Raw genomic sequence first — 16,011 nt, 5'->3', positions numbered from 1 at the left:
GATTTACAGGTGAAACAGATTTAATTTACACCAAAAAATTCCTGTAAAGCCTCCACATTCTTCTTATCATTACCTACAAATATCTCTTTATCAGTAAGGAAAACAGGCCTTTTCAAGAAGGTATAATGATCCAGTAATAATTCTTTAAAATCTTTTTCAGTTAAAGATTTTACATCCAGTCCCCTCAGCTTGATCTGGGTAGATTTTTTACTGAACAGTGCTTCATAGGATTTTGTTCTTTTATGCATTTCAGAAAGCTCTTCTTTCGTGATGGGTTCTTTCTTAATCTCCCGAAGTTCCCAATCTGTAAGGTCAAATTGTGCTAAAATCTTTCTGCAGGTATCACAGGTATTAAGATAAAATACTTTCTTCATTATTCTTAAATTTATTAATTATTGTCATTTTATTTCAACGTCATTTCGACTCCAAAAGTAGGATTTAATCTAAAACTTTGGAAATTATTAAATAACTTTATTCAAATTTTATAAAGATGCAGAACAAACCTATTACGTTTCAGTTTATTTCAGAGCCTTCAGATGTTAATTACGGAGGAAATGTACATGGCGGAAGCGTTATGAAATGGATTGACCAGGCAGGTTATGCCTGTGCAACAACATGGAGTGGAAATTATTCAGTGACAGTATATGTAGGAGGAATACGGTTTTATGAACCTATTAAAATCGGTGAAGTGGTAAAAGTAGACGCACAGGTGATCTACACCGGAACTTCAAGTATGCATATTGCCATCAATGTTTTCTCCAGAAACCTGAAACAACCAACTTTTGATAAAAAAACACATTGCATTATTGTATTTGTAGCCGTAGATGAAAACGGTAAAAAGCTTCCGGTCCCTAAATGGATTCCTACTACAGAAGAGGAAAAACAGCAGGAGCAGTACGCCAAACGCCTGATGGAACTGAGAACCCAAATTGAAGATGAAATGAAACCTTTTCTGTAGAGCAAGACAATTATTTTGTTAAAACACTCATATTCACAGAAATACACATTGGTATATCGGATAGTTTTTATATTTTTATTTCAAATAAGAATATATGAAAATTGTTTTCACTTTATCTGCCCTGTTCATTACTATTATAATGCAATCCCAAACGCATCGGTTTATTTATCAGCTGCAATATAAAATGGATTCAACAGAAACCGGTCATGAAAAGCTCAATATGATTCTGGATATCGGCCCCAGGGAGGTGAAGTTCTACGGTCAGGATCTTGCAATCAGAGACTCTTTAAACAAGAAGTTTGGAATGAATGCAAGCTATACGGATATGACCGGACAGGTAGTGAAAAGAAAAATCAATTCTTTTGATAATGAAAATTACATCAACATCAAAAACGGATATTATTCTTTTAAAACAACGGACAAAATCAACTGGAACATTTTAGATGAAACGAAAAAGACAGAAGGTTACACCTTACAAAAAGCCACTACCCGGTTTGGAGGAAGAAACTGGACAGCTTGGTTTTGTAAAGATATTCCCTTCAGTGAGGGACCTTTTAAGTTCCGCGGATTGCCAGGTTTAATATTCGAATTGTCTGATACTAAGAAAAACTTTATCTATAACCTGGTAAAAATCCGTAAGCTTCCCGATACCTTTTCTACTGAAGACTTCCTGGAATCCAATTTCGGGAATAAAGCCATTCCCATTAATGAAAAGCAGAAACACAAATTGATTATGGAGTTTTATAATGATCCGTTTGCATTCGAAAGAAACAATTTCAGTAAGAACAATAATGATTTAAAAATCAATATCAACGGAAAGGAGATACGGAACGTGGATGAACTTAACACCCAAACCAAAAGCATGCAGGAAGTGATCAGAAAATATAATAACCCGATTGAGATCGATAAGGCAATGCATTATCCGCAATAGTCGCTCAGGAATATAAATAGGTTTACAGGATATTATGGTTTAGACTTCTATCGAATGATAAAAGTTAAGTTACTTATTCCTTTTCAATACTTTCTTTTCTTCATCAAGAAATTTATATACCGGAAAAGCATCTCCCATGCTGCTTAGTGCAATAACACAGGTATTGGCTCCGAGATCCCGCCACATGATACTCCTGAAGCCATTTACTCCCCCTGTATGCATTACTGCCTGATCTGAAACATACCATCCAAAACCATATTGACCGGGCTTTCCATCTTTTAAAGCCGGCAGTTTATACATTTCCTTAGAATTTTCATCATTCAATAGCTGATGTTTTCTTAAGGCCTGATCGAATTTGTACAAGTCCCCGGTTGTAGAATAGATACTTCCGTCTCCGGTAGTCAAAAGATAATAATCATCCGGTTTTTTATCCGCATCATACGCTTTAGCCCTATCAGCAGGTGGAATGGTCTCTGCATCGTAGACAAAAGAATGCCGCATCTTCAAAGGTGTAAAAATTTTGTCCTGAATAAATCTTTTGTAAGATTGTCCCGACACAGCCTCTATAATCCTTCCCAGTATTGTATATGCGCTATTGCTATATTCAAATTGGCTGCCTGAAGGAAATCTCAATCCTGACTGTTTTTTCAGAAAGTCCAAAACGTCATCATTGGTAATTTTACGGTTTACCATCAAAACGTTTTCATAATCTGCCAAACCTGAAGTATGATTAAGCAGTTGACGTATACTCACATTTTGCGCATAGACAGGAAGATCCGGAACGTAGCGAATAGCTTTATCATCATAGGACAACAAATGCTCCTGCTGTAAAAGCATGATGGCAGCTGCTGTAAAGGGTTTGCTAATGGAAGCAATACAAAATGGAGTGTCTTTTGTTAAAGGAAGTTTATCTTCAAAGCTTTTATACCCTAAGGCAGTATCGCAAACAACTTTTCCTTCTTTTACTATAAGAACAGTACCATTAAGTTTCCCTTTTTCATAAAAATCAAGGACGACTTCTTTTTCTGTCTTTCTTTTACAGGCAAATAGAATTAACAAAATAAAACCGGAAGCAACTAATATTCTGGTCATGGTTATTACATTTAATACAGTATAAGTCAACCGTATACATTTAAAAGTTACACATAAAATCAAAATATCATTAAAATATTTTCATTTCATTCGTGTTAGGATCAGGTGCAAAACGGAAGGGAATTAGAATATGTATACTTTTCTACTTTTCTTTCACGAAAGAGCTTTCTGTAATCTTATATTATGGAAGAATCAATTCAGCCCCTTTTTAAACATATACATATTCATCCGGTTATTCATCAACTTTATCGCTCAGACTAAAAATATAATAGTCTTTATCCTTGATATTTTTTTGAAAAACAGATTCTTCTTTTTATATTTGCAGTATCAAAAGGAAATGGTGTTCTTCCTTACCCAACCGCTTTACAGAAGCTGATGACGCCTGATTGAGAGTTTATTACAATAGCTAATCAGGATTATTATGTCAAAAAATCAACGGACACTTGGTAAAAAAGCAATTTTTCACACCCATTTTTTCTTCAGAAAATTTCCGGCGTTGCCTTATATTGCAAAATGGCTTTGTATAAGCATTATTGTAGGGATATTGGTAGGGACCGCCTCTGCAGGATTTTTAGTATCCCTGGAATGGGCCACTCATTTCAGGGAAAACCATCTCTGGATGATTGCCTTACTTCCCCTGGTGGGTTTCCTGATCGGTCTTTTATATTATTATTGGGGGAAAGATGTAGAAGCGGGAAACAATCTACTTATTGATAATATTCACGATCCGAAAGGAATAATCCCGTTTAAGATGGCTCCTTTTGTCTATCTGGGAACTATAGCCACCCATCTGTTCGGTGGCTCGGCAGGGCGTGAAGGAACAGCCCTTCAAATGGCCGGAGCCATTGCAGACCAGCTGAGCACACCATTCAGGCTGGACAGAAATGAAAGAAAGATATTAATTATTGCCGCCATTGCAGCAGGTTTTGGATCTGTCTTCGGAACGCCTTTGGCGGGTGCTGTTTTCGGACTTGAAGTTTTTCTGATCGGAAGAATCCGCTATAATGCTATTTTTCCCGCTTTTGCTTCAGCTATACTGGCTGATTGGATGACCAGCCTCTGGCAGGTAAAACACACCCGTTATCATATCGATTTTATCCCCAAACTGGAATTTTTGCCCGTTCTATACAGTATTTTAGCAGGAGTTGCTTTTGGGATCTGTGCCGCAATTTTCAGCAAGCTTATTCATTGGGCTGGTTCAATTTTTAAATCTAAAATTAAGTATCCGCCTCTTCGCCCGGTAGCAGGAGGAATCATTGTTGTTTTAGCCGTTTTTGCCATGGGAACTACGAGATATATCGGGCTGGGGGTTCCCGTTATCCTGGAATCTTTCGAAAAACAGCTACCGTTTTATGATTTTGCCCTGAAAATGATCTTTACCATTATCACATTATCTGCAGGATTTAAGGGCGGTGAAGTTACTCCCTTATTCTTTATCGGAGCTACCTTGGGAAGCGCATTGTCTTTATGGATTCCTTTACCTTTCGGGCTTCTGGCAGGAATGGGATTCGTGGCGGTATTTGCAGGAGCCACAAATACCCCGCTGGCTTGTATGCTCATGGGAATTGAATTATTTGGTGCCGAATGCGGGGTGTATGTAGCGATTGCCTGTGTGGTATCCTATCTTCTTTCCGGGCATAATAGCATTTATACAAAACAAAAAATCGGTGAAGCTAAAAACAGAAGGTATGCAAACCAGCAGGACAGGTCGGTTTCAGATTTTTTGTAAAAGAAAGGTTGTTATGAAATTGGAGAAGTTATTAAGATTGATCGCTAAAGTCCGGAATTGATATAATACAGCCAGTATCTATTAACAAAGAGCAAAAACAACTATCACCCGGTAACAAATAACTTACAACTATAATTCGTAATTTTGCGCTATGTTCGATTACAGGTTAAAAGTATTCCATACAGTAGCTTCCCGATTAAGCTTTACTAAAGCATCGGAAGAACTTCATATCTCCCAGCCGGCTGTTACCAAACACATAAAGGAAATTGAAAGCCAATTAAGCATCAGATTATTTGATCGTAAAGGCACTTCCATCCAACTGACACAAAGTGGAAAGGTCTTATATGAATACGCTGAAAAAATAAGAAGCCTCTACCGGGACCTTGAATTTGAAATCAGTCAGATGAATCAGCAGCATAAAGGAAAATTGATCATTGGTGCCAGTACTACTGTTGCTCAATATATTTTACCGGAAATTTTAGCCAGATTCAATACATATTATAAAGATATTAAAATTGAGCTTCTTACCGGGAATACAGAAGCCATTTCCACTCTTCTGAAGGAAGAAAAAATTGACCTTGGTATTATTGAAGGGGAATCCCAGTCTTCGTATTTTGATTATAAACCATTTAAGGCAGATGAAATTGTATTGGCAGCAAAGGCAAACCACCCATTATCCAATAAAACCCTCAGCATAAAGGATCTGTATGACATCCCTCTGGTCTTTCGCGAACAAGGCTCCGGAACCCTGGAATTTATACATAACCGCTTGAAAGAAAAAGGTGTTAATATTCAGGAATTAAATACTGTTATACAACTGGGAAGCAGTGAAAGCATTAAAAACTATCTTCTCTATTCAGACTGTATGGCCTTTCTTTCTATCAGTACTATTTTGAATGAATTGAAAAGTAACCGCTTAACCGTTATTGATATCAGGAACTTCAGTATCGAAAGAAATTTCCATTTTATTCTTCCTAAAGGGGAGCAATCTGAATTGATAAAGCTTTTTTTAAGATTCGCAGAATAAATTTGTATGATGAGAATCAAGTAAAAGCATTGCTTCATTTTACTATTAAGATATAACTTAAAGTTATTCAATATAATAAAATACAATTTACTTTGTAATAATAAATTGCGGAATTTTGGAGCTGTAAAAGTTCGCAATATGAAAAACTTAGCTCCTGACACAACTATCCGAAAAATTATTTTTATTGTACTGGCCGGTGTCTGCCTGACGCCGTTTATCACTTCTCCCATTGCCCTCGCCTTAGGTTTCGGATTGGCTGTGTTCATGGGAAATCCATTTGAAAAATATCTTCATCAATACATCCATTTACTGTTACAGGTCTCAATCGTAGGTTTGGGATTCGGGTTAAAACTTGATGAAGCACTTCATGCCGGAAAAACAGGATTGATGCTGACGGTAGTAAGTATTCTAACCGTTATGATCCTGGGTTATTTATTGGGCAGGTTATTTAAGCTTGAAAGGCCTTTATCTTATCTTCTCTCTGCCGGCACTGCTATTTGTGGCGGAAGTGCCATTGCAGCGGTCTCTCCTATCATTAAACCTGATACAAAGCAGATTTCCCTGGCATTGGCCATTGTTTTTACCTTAAACTCTATCGCTTTATTCATATATCCTGCTATCGGACATTTACTGAATCTTTCACAGGAGCAATTCGGGCTATGGTGTGCCGTTGGAATTCATGATACCAGTTCCGTAGTGGGAGCAGCAAGCAAGTATGGAAACGAAGCCTTAAAAATTGCCACAACAGTAAAGCTGGCCCGTGCATTATGGATCATTCCGGTTTCACTGATTACCATGTTTATCTTTAAAAATAAAGATTCAAAAATTAAAATCCCATGGTTCATCGGATATTTTATTCTTGCTATCCTGCTCAATACGTATTTTCCTTTTTTTGACCGTTTTAGTACCGGAATAACCGCTTTGGCAAAATCTGGGCTGAATCTGACTTTATTTTTTATTGGCTCAACCCTTTCCATCCGGACGTTAAAAACCATTGGATTTAAACCTTTACTGACTGCCGTGCTTCTCTGGATTACCATCAGTGTCGGCAGCTTACTATACCTTATTCATTAAAACAGCAGGACCCTTCCGAAATCGAAAGGGTCCTGCATATTAAATGTGGAAATGTTTATTTCATGTTGAATAATTTCTCAGATCGCAGACTGGTCACAAGTATAAACCTGTGGACAAGCTATATACTGTACACAGTACCATGGCCCTGTTACAGATCCTGAACAACTGCATCCGCAAAGGGAAAGATCAGGATTTCCGCTGATTCCTCCTGTAATGTTTTTCAAATCTTCTTTTCTTAATTTTTTAGCATTTTTCATAATGTTCATGTGGTTTAGTTTGATTAAACAATTTAGTTTTAGTGACTTCCCAAAGTTAAACAAATATTAATTATTCGCAACATAATTTAATATAAATTTCAATAATATCTTGATTACATTGTAATTATTATGTTTTAAATCAGGAAAAGTAATGCCTGAATTATTAAACAAAACCAATTACGCTGTAAATCCGGACTCTTACCAACTTCAGAAAGCCCTAAAATAAAAACCTTTCAATTTCTTAAAAGGTTTTCATTATACAGTAATATCCGGTTAACAGGTAATTACCTGCAGGCATCTTTTATACTTTATGCAATAGGTTGGCCCTGTGACTTCCCCCGTACAGCTGCAACCGCATTTCGAAAGATCAGGAGTATCCCCGATACCTCCTGTTATATTCTTAAGATCATTTTTTTCCAGCTTTCTGGCATTTTGAAAAATTTTCTGTGACATGATGATTTGATTTTAATTAAACAATATTATCTGGTTAACTTTATAAAGTTAAAACGCAAATGATAAGTATTTATTTTATTCTGTAAATTCAAGATCCCGGTTATGGGTTTCAGAAATGGTAAGCGAGGAATAAAATGCAAGTCCAAATACCACAGCTCCCACAATTGCAGCACTTTCTACCACTGTGAAACCAGGCTTAAGGGAATCAAAAGCGAAGATCATCACCGGTACCAGCCCTCTTACCATATTGGGAACCGTTGTTGTTGCTGTATTTCTGATGTTGGTCCCAAACTGCTCTGCTGCCAATGTCACGAACATAGCCCAATATCCTGTTCCAACGCCCAGCCACACACAAAAGATATAGTATTTCGTCTCTGTATTGGTATTTCCAAACAGCATGATTCCTACCCCAACCAGTGTAAAAAGCAGCATGTAGAAGATTGCCATTTTACGGGATTGTAACGCATGGGAGATAAAGCCGCTCATCAGATCGCCTGCAGAGACACCTACGTAAGCCCACATAATTGCTTTTCCGGGGTTGATATCCTTTATTCCTAACTCAGGAGCAAACTGATTAGCCAAAACCGCCAGGATTCCTATGCAGTACCAGGTAGGTAGTCCCACTGCTATACATTTTAAATATCTTATCAGACGGTCTTTGTTGGTAAAAAAGGATAGGAAATTTCCTTTGGAAATGTTTTTATGTTCCAGATTCTTGTAAATTCCCGACTCGGAAACGCTTATTCTTAAAATTAGCAACATAATTCCCATGACTCCTCCAATGATATAGGAAATGTTCCATCCTCCGGCCAATTCTACCGTTAACTGAGCTACTACGGCTCCCATTAATCCAAAACCTGCGACAACAGAGGTACCTATGGCTCTCAGATTTTTAGGTAGACTTTCAGAAACCAGTGTAATCCCGGCTCCAAGTTCACCAGCCAGTCCAATTCCTGCCACAAACCTTAAAGCAGCATATTGGTACTCCAGGTGTTCTTTAGGGAAATAGGGTAAAAATCCACAGGCGATATTGGCCAAAGAATAAACCAGAATTGATCCGAAGAGCACGGAAAGCCTTCCCTTCTTGTCTCCGAATATTCCCCAGAAAATTCCGCCGAGAAGCAATCCTATCATCTGACAATTCAGGATAAATGTTCCGTCCGTATCGGGATTCAGACCCAATGCCTTTAAACTCGGAATTCTTACAATTCCAAAGAGAAGAAGATCATAGATATCTACAAAATATCCCAGGGCAGAAATAATAACAGGAATAGAGAAAATGTACTTCAGTTTTGAAGACAGTGAAAGTTCTTGCATTTTTAAGTTTTGATAAAAATAAAAAAACCTTCCAATTTCCTGAAAGGTTTTTATCAAATATCTTATTCTGATTATTATCTGGCAATATTCACAGCTCTCGTTTCCCTGATCACTGTTACTTTTACCTGTCCCGGATACGTAAGCTCATTCTGGATCTTTTCAGAGATGTCATAAGACAACTGAGAAGCAACTTCATCATTTACTTTTCCGCTTTCTACCATTACCCTCAATTCTCTACCTGCCTGGATCGCGTAAGCACTTGATACTCCGTCAAAACTTAATGCGGCAGATTCCAGGTCTTTCAGTCTCTGGATATAAGATTCCAATACCTGCCTTCTTGCTCCCGGTCTCGCTCCTGAGATAGCATCAGCAACCTGGATAATTGGAGATAATAATGATTTCATTTCAATTTCATCATGGTGAGCTCCGATAGCATTTACTACTTCAGCGTTTTCACCATACTTCTCTGCCCATTGCATACCTAGTAAGGCGTGTGGTAATTCAGATTCCTGTTCCGGAACTTTACCGATATCATGCAAAAGACCTGCTCTTTTGGCTAATTTCACGTTTAATCCTAGCTCAGCAGCCATTGTTGCAGCGATGTTAGCCACCTCTCTTGAGTGCTGCAGTAAGTTTTGTCCGTAAGAAGAACGATACTTCATTCTACCTACGATTTTAATCAATTCAGGATGTAAACCATGGATTCCTAAATCAATGATGGTTCTCTTACCTACTTCAATGATTTCCTCCTCGATTTGTTTTCTGGTTTTTTCAACAACTTCTTCGATTCTTGCAGGGTGGATTCTTCCGTCTGTTACTAATCTGTGAAGGGATAACCTCGCGATTTCCCTTCTTACAGGGTCGAAGCATGAAAGAAGGATGGCTTCCGGAGTATCATCAACAATAATTTCCACTCCTGTTACGGCTTCTAAAGCACGGATATTTCTACCTTCTCTACCGATAATTCTTCCTTTTACTTCATCAGATTCAATGTTGAAAACTGATACTGAATTTTCGATTGCCTGCTCGGTTCCAATTCTTTGGATCGTTTGAATAACGATTTTTCTGGCTTCATTTTTAGCATTCATCTGAGCTTCTTCCATAATGCTCTGAACATGTGCCTGGGCTCTTGTTTTAGCCTCAGCTTTCATAGTTTCCACCAATTCTGCTTTAGCTTCCTCAGCTGTATAATTGGAAATTTTTTCAAGAATTTCAACTTTTTTAGCAGTAGCTATATCTAATTCCTGCTGCTTTCTTTCTAAAATTTCATTCTTTTTGGCATAATCTGCAATCTGCTTATCCAAATCCTTTTCAAGTTTCCCTGCTTTGCTAAGCTCATCATTCAGCTTATGCTCCTTGTCCTTGATCCTTTTTTCCACTTCCTGCATTTTCTTTTCACGGGCCTGGATGTCAGCATCATGCTGGGATTTCAATTCCAGGAACTTTTCTTTAGCCTGGAGATTTTTCTCTTTCTTTATGGATTCAGCTTGTACATTAGCTTTTTCTATAAGGTTTTCGGCATTTTTCTTAGCATCATCTATGATAAACTTTGCTTTAGTATTCAGTGAGCTTCTGGAAAAAAATATTCCAACTACAGCACCGATTACTAAACAAACAACGCCGACTATTACTTCTATCATAATATATATTGAGTTTTAATTGTATTCATATTCCTTTTAATTTAAATAAAAAAAGCCCACAATAATCCAGAGATTGAGAGTAAACTCCTAATCAACACGATTTGAACTGATTTCCACTGTCTGTAATCCGGAAGACCGGCACGCCATTCAATGGACATTTGTTCGGTAATTGTTTAGCGTTGAGTTTACCTTTAATGTGTTAGAATTATTGTAGGCAGCTTGTTCAGGAAAAAATCTATTTCCCGATTTCATTCAATGACTGATTAATTCTTGCTAATCTGTCGTTGGTAGAATTAATATTTTTTTCGTAGTTAAGAGAAACAACTTCCGCATTGGTTCCTAATTTTAAGGCACACATTGCCAAAGCATCCTGTTTATCTCTTACATCGAAATTCTGTTCAAAATCTTTAATCATATTTTCGATCTGCTTCCCGACTTTACGCAGCGTTTCTTCTTCTGCTGCCGGTACGTTCAGCGGATATACCCTTCCTGCAATGTTGATGGTTATTCTCCTTACTTCCATTATAATCCACTGTTTTGAAGCTGAGCAATACAGAAATCAATTTCTTTCACCAATCTGTTGATATGGTTTTTCATTAACCTATTGTGTTCAGGATTTCCTGATATTGCTGAATAAAGTTTTATATTTTTTTGTTCTTCTGCTAATACCTGATTTTTTCTTCTCTCCTCGTCATATTTTACCTTCAGCTCTTCATGCTCAATACTTAATTCTGATAACCTTTCAGTAAGATTTTTATAATTCTTTTGCAGAGCCAAAATCTTTTTCTCTAATTCTGAAAAATTGTTTTCTAAATCTTGAAGCATTTCAGGTTTGTATATTCTAACTAGAAGCAAAAATAAAAAAATATTAACACTAACAAAAATAAAACGGCCTATATTTTGGTGTTCCCACAAAAAAGGAGATGCCCAGGCATCTCCTATCTATTTTCAATATGGTATTTCTTATTCAAATTTCAAGACGAACATGACTGCTCTTGTTTGTAAAGTAGAGATTGCGGAAGCCCAGTAAGGCGGTGTTGTTGCATTATCTGCTACTTTTTCGTTATTCATGAAGAAAGTTCCTCTAATGGCCGGAGTCAGCTTAAATTTGTTGAAGTAAAACTGAATCCCCATTTCTGCAGACCACGCAAAGTTGTGGGTTGTAGATCTGAAAATTCCCTGCATATTATCATCGGTGGAAGTGGCATTAGACTGAAGGTTTACCACATAGTTTACCCCACCTGCAATATAAGGTCTCGAATTGTACCATCTTCGCCCGTGAAGTTCTAAAAGTACGGGAATATCAATCAGGGTAGATTTGATTTCTCTTACTTTATCTTTATCTGCTAAAGGGAATGGTGTGAAAGGAGGATTGGTTAAAGATCCGCCTGCATAGATGTCATTAGATTGCGTATTAAAAGTCAACTGTCTTTGTGCAAACTGTAATCCCGGCTCTATCCTTACATCAAGATAGTCGTTCAGTCTCCATTTTGCAATAAGCCCGGCACCGAAACTGTAACTTTCTTTAGAGGTAACAAGATTCTGATTTTCGTTTGCCCCATATTTGGGATGCAATACGATGCGGTAGTCCAGTCTGTTCCCGTTCAGATAAAACCCCCAACTGAATTTCTGTTCGTCGAAATCTTCCAGCTTATCCATTCTGTTTCGGGTTCTAAATTGCGCGTTTGCAAAAACGGCAACATTTACTGAGGTCAAAACCAGTGCTTTTAATAGAAATTTATTCATAGGTTACTTTGTTGCTTTATAAATTGTGGCTATACCTAAACTTAGTTTTTTATATTCAACTTTCTTAAATCCCGTATCTAAAAGAATTTGCTTCATCTTCTCCCCGAAAGGAAAAGCATTTACAGAATCCGGAAGGTATGTATATGCCCTATTATCTTTGGAAACCAGTCTGCCTATGGCAGGTAATATGTTTTTGAAATAAAACATATACAGCGGCCCCATGAAACCCTCAACCTTTGAAAACTCCAGTATGTAAACACTTTTGTTATCTTTAACTACTCTTCTTAATTCTGCCAAACCTTTGGTAAGGTTTTCAAAATTCCTCACTCCAAATGCAACGGAAACAGCATCAAATCTATTGTCCTCGAAAGGTAAATTTTCTGCATCTCCTTTTTGCATGGAAATTTTGCCGTCTAATTTAAGTTTTTTTATTTTAATAACGCCAACATTGAGCATTTGTTGTGATAAATCTAAACCAACTACTTTTGAGCCGGTTCCTTTTTCAATGGCAATAGCCAGATCTCCCGTTCCGGTAGCCACATCCAGCACTTCCTGCGGGGTATCATTTTTCATCCATTTTACCAGTTTATTCCTCCATAAAACATCAATTTTCATGGATAAAACATGGTTCAGAAGGTCATACTTCGGCGCAATGTTGTCGAACATATCCTCTACCTGGCTTTTCTTTGTAGCCTCTGAATTGTAGGGAGTAACTTTGGTGATATCTTTTGTCAAAACTTAAAACTTGTAATATTCTTTGTAATAATTTAGGTAATCCTGCTTTCTGAAGATCTTTGATCTGGACTCCACTTTCTGGATATTTTTGATCACTTTATCATAATCTTCATCTACATTGTAATAAAAATCTTCGGTGTAAAGCTTGTTGAAGTGTCTGGCACCTCCCACATAAGTCTTTCCATCAATCACGGTCTTGTCAAGAGCCATCAACAATGAATCTTTTTTAAGATTATAGCCGTAATACTGATCATTCACATAATAATCCTGATGGGCAATATTAAGCAATCCCCGCAGTTTATTTACTTCAAATGCGGAATCATAAAGCATTTTTTTATTCTGATCAAAAACCTGAATAGAATTTTTACCTTTTTTCAGATCCACATGCACATACTGTCCCGCTGAAATGATTCCCTCAGAACCGTTATTGATCTTAAAGTAGTACGTATTCGGGGTAGGATTATCTACAACATAATAATTCTTCTTGGCTAAAAAAAGGAAGTAGATCCCAAAGGCAACGATAAACGCCACAACTGCAATAAGTAAGCCTTTTAAGGACGGATTGTTTTTCATAGATTGTAAAGTACAATTTTTGCAAATTTAATAATATTTTTAATTCTCCGTTATTAATATTAATTATTAACTTTGCATCTTTAAAAAAATCATATAAACGAATGCCGAATACGATCATTATTGGCTCTGGATCTTACATCCCGAACAGAGTTATTGGTAGAGATTACTTCATGAATTCTGAGTTTTACACAGAAGACGGAGTAAAGATTGAAAAGCCTGTGGAAGAAACTATTGCGAAGTTTGTAGAAATTACTGAAATCGAAAACAGGAGGTTTATTGAAGATAATCTTTCCAACTCACAAATCGGTTATGAAGCTGCTAAAATTGCCCTTGAAGACGCAAAAGTAAACGGCGAAGACCTGGATTATATTATCTACGCAAGTAATTTTGGAGAAGTTACGGAGAACGGATACGCGGACTTTATGCCAACAATGGCAGCGAGGGTTAAGAATAAACTGGGGATTAAAAACAGAAAATGTGTAACGTACGACATGATTTTCGGTTGCCCGGGTTGGGTGGAAGGTATGATTTTGGCAGACAATCTGATTAAAGCTAAAGTAGCCAAAACCATCCTTGTTATTGGAGCTGAAACTTTAAGCCGGGTAACTGATCCGCATGACAGAAACAGAATGATTTTTGCTGATGGTGCCGGAGCTGTAGTGGTAAAAGCAACGGATGATGAAAATGCAGGTATTATTGCACACAATACGATCTGCGATAATGGCCCTGAATTAAACTACCTTGAAAACCAACCGTCTATTAACAAGAATGTAGATCAAAAACGCCTGTATGTAAGAATGCTGGGCAGAAAAATTTACGAATACGCCCTTAAAAACGTTCCTGTAGCCATTAAAGATACGATTACTGATGCAGGTCTCTCCATTGAAGATATTGACAAAATCCTGATCCACCAGGCTAATGCCAAAATGGATTACGCCATGATTGAAAGACTTCATAAACTTTACGATGTGAAAGATTATGATCATGCCATCTCCCCCATGACAATTCAGGACCTTGGAAACACCTCTGTAGCAACCATTCCTACCATGTATGATTTAATCATTAAAGGAAAAATGGAGGGTCAATCGTTTAAAGATAAAGGTAACATTGTTATGACTTCGGTAGGTGCCGGAATGAATATCAATGCTATCGTGTATAGATTTCCTTAAGAATAATTTAAAAAAATATATAAAAAGCACAAAGGAAGTCTTTCTTTTGTGCTTTTTTTAACTCAGAATATGCCAAGAAACCTTTTAATCACTGCCGGAATTTTCCTGCTTTTGGAAATTTACATTTACCAGGCCATCAGAACGCTTACCGATAACTTCTGGATAAGAAGCGGCTATTGGATCGTATCTTTAATCATCTATGCTGTTTTTGCCTACGAGATCACCCATTATCAGAGGACAGACCGGAGCATGGTGAGAGCCCAGATCATGATTTCATTATTCTTAGTATTTATTCTGCCAAAAATTTTTGTGGTTTTGTTTTTATTAATCGATGATATCTTCAGAACCGGAAGTTATTTAGCAGGTTTAACGCAATCGCCGGATAACTTCTTCCCGGAAAGAAGAAAATTCCTGAGCCTGGTGGGAATAGGACTGGGAGGAGTACTTTCCGCTCTTTTTATTGACGGGATCACCTTTGGGAAATACCGCCATAAGGTAAGAAAGGTAAAAGTAAAACTCTCGGATCTTCCGAAAAGCTTTAAAGGTTATAAAATCATCCAGATCTCTGATGTTCATAGCGGAAGCTTTTCCGATCCGGGAAAACTACAACATGCCGTTGATTTAATTAACGAACAAAAACCTGACCTTGTGTTATTTACAGGAGATATGGTTAACAATGTAGCGGATGAGTTCAAACCCTTTATTCCCCTGTTCTCACAAATCAAAGCTAGAGACGGCAAGTTTGCAGTGCTTGGAAACCATGATTACGGGGATTATGTTACCTGGGAATCTCCTTCTGCTAAAAAAGAAAATCTTGATACCCTGATCGGTTATGAAAAACAAGCCGGTTTTGATATGCTGAGAAACGAACACAGGATTATTGAGAAGAACGGGGAAAAGCTTTATATCCTGGGTGTTGAAAACTGGGGACTGAAACCTTTTCCTCAGTTTGGTAAAATTGACAGCGCTTTAAAAGATGTACCAGAATCCGCAACAAAAATTCTGATGAGCCATGACCCCACTCATTTTGATTACGTGGTAAAAAAACACCCCGGAAACATCCAGCTGACCCTTTCAGGGCATACGCATGGGATGCAGTTTGGTCTGGATCTTAAAAATGTAAAATGGTCACCTGTTCAATACCGTTATCCTAAATGGGCGGATCTTTATGAAAGTGAAGGGAAACTGTTGTATGTCAACAGGGGATTCGGGGTATTGGGCTACCCTGGAAGAGTGGGAGTATTACCGGAAATTACACTTTTTGAATTGAGCTAAGCAGTTGTTTGCTGCTGGTTGTTCTTACTGATTGA

Annotated in this window: 18 protein-coding genes and 1 riboswitch; of the genes, 7 read left to right on the top strand and 11 right to left on the bottom strand. The window is 37.5% G+C overall.

The features are described from left to right. Window positions 1-20 precede the first annotated feature (20 nt). Entirely contained in the window at window positions 21-374 is a 354-nt protein-coding gene (locus OK18_RS14940; RefSeq protein ID WP_082129202.1) for an arsenate reductase family protein, read from the bottom strand. 116 nt (window positions 375-490) lie between these two features. On the opposite strand from OK18_RS14940, the gene OK18_RS14935 reads away from it, so the two are divergent. Continuing rightward, a complete protein-coding gene (locus tag OK18_RS14935) occupies window positions 491-958 on the top strand; it encodes an acyl-CoA thioesterase (protein ID WP_050022683.1) in 468 nt (155 codons plus the stop codon). Window positions 959-1,052: 94 nt separating this feature from the next. Next, the gene (locus OK18_RS14930; RefSeq protein ID WP_082129201.1) at window positions 1,053-1,889 is read left to right on the top strand and encodes a GLPGLI family protein; all 837 of its coding nucleotides are present in this window, start codon (window positions 1,053-1,055) and stop codon (window positions 1,887-1,889) included. A gap of 69 nt (window positions 1,890-1,958) precedes the next feature. Here the strand turns inward: OK18_RS14930 and OK18_RS14925 are convergent, their stop codons facing one another. Continuing rightward, window positions 1,959-2,981 (bottom strand): serine hydrolase domain-containing protein, encoded by a 1,023-nt coding sequence (locus tag OK18_RS14925; RefSeq protein ID WP_053328499.1) that lies wholly within the window; start codon window positions 2,979-2,981, stop codon window positions 1,959-1,961. A 324-nt stretch (window positions 2,982-3,305) separates the two neighbouring features. Continuing rightward, window positions 3,306-3,373, top strand: a riboswitch (Fluoride riboswitch). Between the two features lie 29 nt (window positions 3,374-3,402). Here OK18_RS14925 and OK18_RS14920 point away from each other — a divergent pair. The 3 genes from OK18_RS14920 (at window position 3,403) to OK18_RS14910 (ending at window position 6,811) form a co-directional block, all read left to right on the top strand. Next, window positions 3,403-4,710: a voltage-gated chloride channel family protein gene (locus OK18_RS14920; RefSeq protein ID WP_174441962.1), complete on the top strand. Its 1,308-nt coding sequence runs from the start codon at window positions 3,403-3,405 to the stop codon at window positions 4,708-4,710. A gap of 151 nt (window positions 4,711-4,861) precedes the next feature. Then, window positions 4,862-5,737, top strand: a complete 876-nt coding sequence (locus tag OK18_RS14915; RefSeq protein ID WP_050022682.1) for a LysR family transcriptional regulator — start codon at window positions 4,862-4,864, stop codon at window positions 5,735-5,737. Window positions 5,738-5,875: 138 nt separating this feature from the next. Further along, window positions 5,876-6,811: a YeiH family protein gene (locus OK18_RS14910; RefSeq protein ID WP_050022681.1), complete on the top strand. Its 936-nt coding sequence runs from the start codon at window positions 5,876-5,878 to the stop codon at window positions 6,809-6,811. Between the two features lie 77 nt (window positions 6,812-6,888). Here the strand turns inward: OK18_RS14910 and OK18_RS14905 are convergent, their stop codons facing one another. The 9 genes from OK18_RS14905 to OK18_RS14865 all read right to left on the bottom strand — a co-directional run bounded on the left by OK18_RS14905 (window position 6,889) and on the right by OK18_RS14865 (window position 13,532). Beyond that, window positions 6,889-7,077, bottom strand: a complete 189-nt coding sequence (locus OK18_RS14905) for a hypothetical protein (RefSeq protein ID WP_050022680.1) — start codon at window positions 7,075-7,077, stop codon at window positions 6,889-6,891. Between the two features lie 264 nt (window positions 7,078-7,341). Then, a complete protein-coding gene (locus OK18_RS14900; protein WP_050022679.1) occupies window positions 7,342-7,521 on the bottom strand; it encodes a hypothetical protein in 180 nt (59 codons plus the stop codon). A gap of 75 nt (window positions 7,522-7,596) precedes the next feature. Continuing rightward, window positions 7,597-8,838, bottom strand: coding sequence for an MFS transporter (locus tag OK18_RS14895; RefSeq protein WP_053329388.1), 1,242 nt, complete (start codon window positions 8,836-8,838; stop codon window positions 7,597-7,599). Between the two features lie 74 nt (window positions 8,839-8,912). Continuing rightward, on the bottom strand, window positions 8,913-10,478 hold the full coding sequence (rny, locus tag OK18_RS14890) for a ribonuclease Y (RefSeq protein ID WP_053328498.1): 1,566 nt from the start codon (window positions 10,476-10,478) through the stop codon (window positions 8,913-8,915). Window positions 10,479-10,713: 235 nt separating this feature from the next. Further along, on the bottom strand, window positions 10,714-11,001 hold the full coding sequence (locus tag OK18_RS14885; protein ID WP_050022678.1) for a cell division protein ZapA: 288 nt from the start codon (window positions 10,999-11,001) through the stop codon (window positions 10,714-10,716). Next, complete coding sequence (locus tag OK18_RS14880) at window positions 11,001-11,303, bottom strand: hypothetical protein (protein ID WP_050022677.1); 303 nt, start codon at window positions 11,301-11,303, stop codon at window positions 11,001-11,003. The genes OK18_RS14885 and OK18_RS14880 overlap by 1 nt, the downstream gene beginning before the upstream one ends. Before the next feature lie 138 nt (window positions 11,304-11,441). Then, complete coding sequence (gene porT / locus OK18_RS14875; protein WP_050022676.1) at window positions 11,442-12,224, bottom strand: type IX secretion/gliding motility protein PorT/SprT; 783 nt, start codon at window positions 12,222-12,224, stop codon at window positions 11,442-11,444. A gap of 3 nt (window positions 12,225-12,227) precedes the next feature. Next, complete coding sequence (gene ubiE / locus OK18_RS14870; RefSeq protein ID WP_053328497.1) at window positions 12,228-12,959, bottom strand: bifunctional demethylmenaquinone methyltransferase/2-methoxy-6-polyprenyl-1,4-benzoquinol methylase UbiE; 732 nt, start codon at window positions 12,957-12,959, stop codon at window positions 12,228-12,230. A 3-nt stretch (window positions 12,960-12,962) separates the two neighbouring features. Continuing rightward, window positions 12,963-13,532 (bottom strand): hypothetical protein, encoded by a 570-nt coding sequence (locus OK18_RS14865; RefSeq protein ID WP_053328496.1) that lies wholly within the window; start codon window positions 13,530-13,532, stop codon window positions 12,963-12,965. A gap of 101 nt (window positions 13,533-13,633) precedes the next feature. On the opposite strand from OK18_RS14865, the gene OK18_RS14860 reads away from it, so the two are divergent. Both OK18_RS14860 and OK18_RS14855 read left to right on the top strand, forming a co-directional pair. After that, window positions 13,634-14,701 (top strand): 3-oxoacyl-ACP synthase III family protein, encoded by a 1,068-nt coding sequence (locus tag OK18_RS14860; RefSeq protein WP_053328495.1) that lies wholly within the window; start codon window positions 13,634-13,636, stop codon window positions 14,699-14,701. Between the two features lie 69 nt (window positions 14,702-14,770). Further along, complete coding sequence (locus tag OK18_RS14855) at window positions 14,771-15,976, top strand: metallophosphoesterase (RefSeq protein ID WP_053328494.1); 1,206 nt, start codon at window positions 14,771-14,773, stop codon at window positions 15,974-15,976. The last annotated feature ends 35 nt before the right edge of the window (window positions 15,977-16,011 follow it).

This window comes from Chryseobacterium gallinarum, from assembly GCF_001021975.1.
In the GTDB taxonomy this organism is placed as follows: Bacteria; Bacteroidota; Bacteroidia; order Flavobacteriales; family Weeksellaceae; genus Chryseobacterium; species Chryseobacterium gallinarum.
Note: the sequence above shows the minus strand (reverse complement) of the source record. Positions and strands in the feature narration are given on the sequence as shown.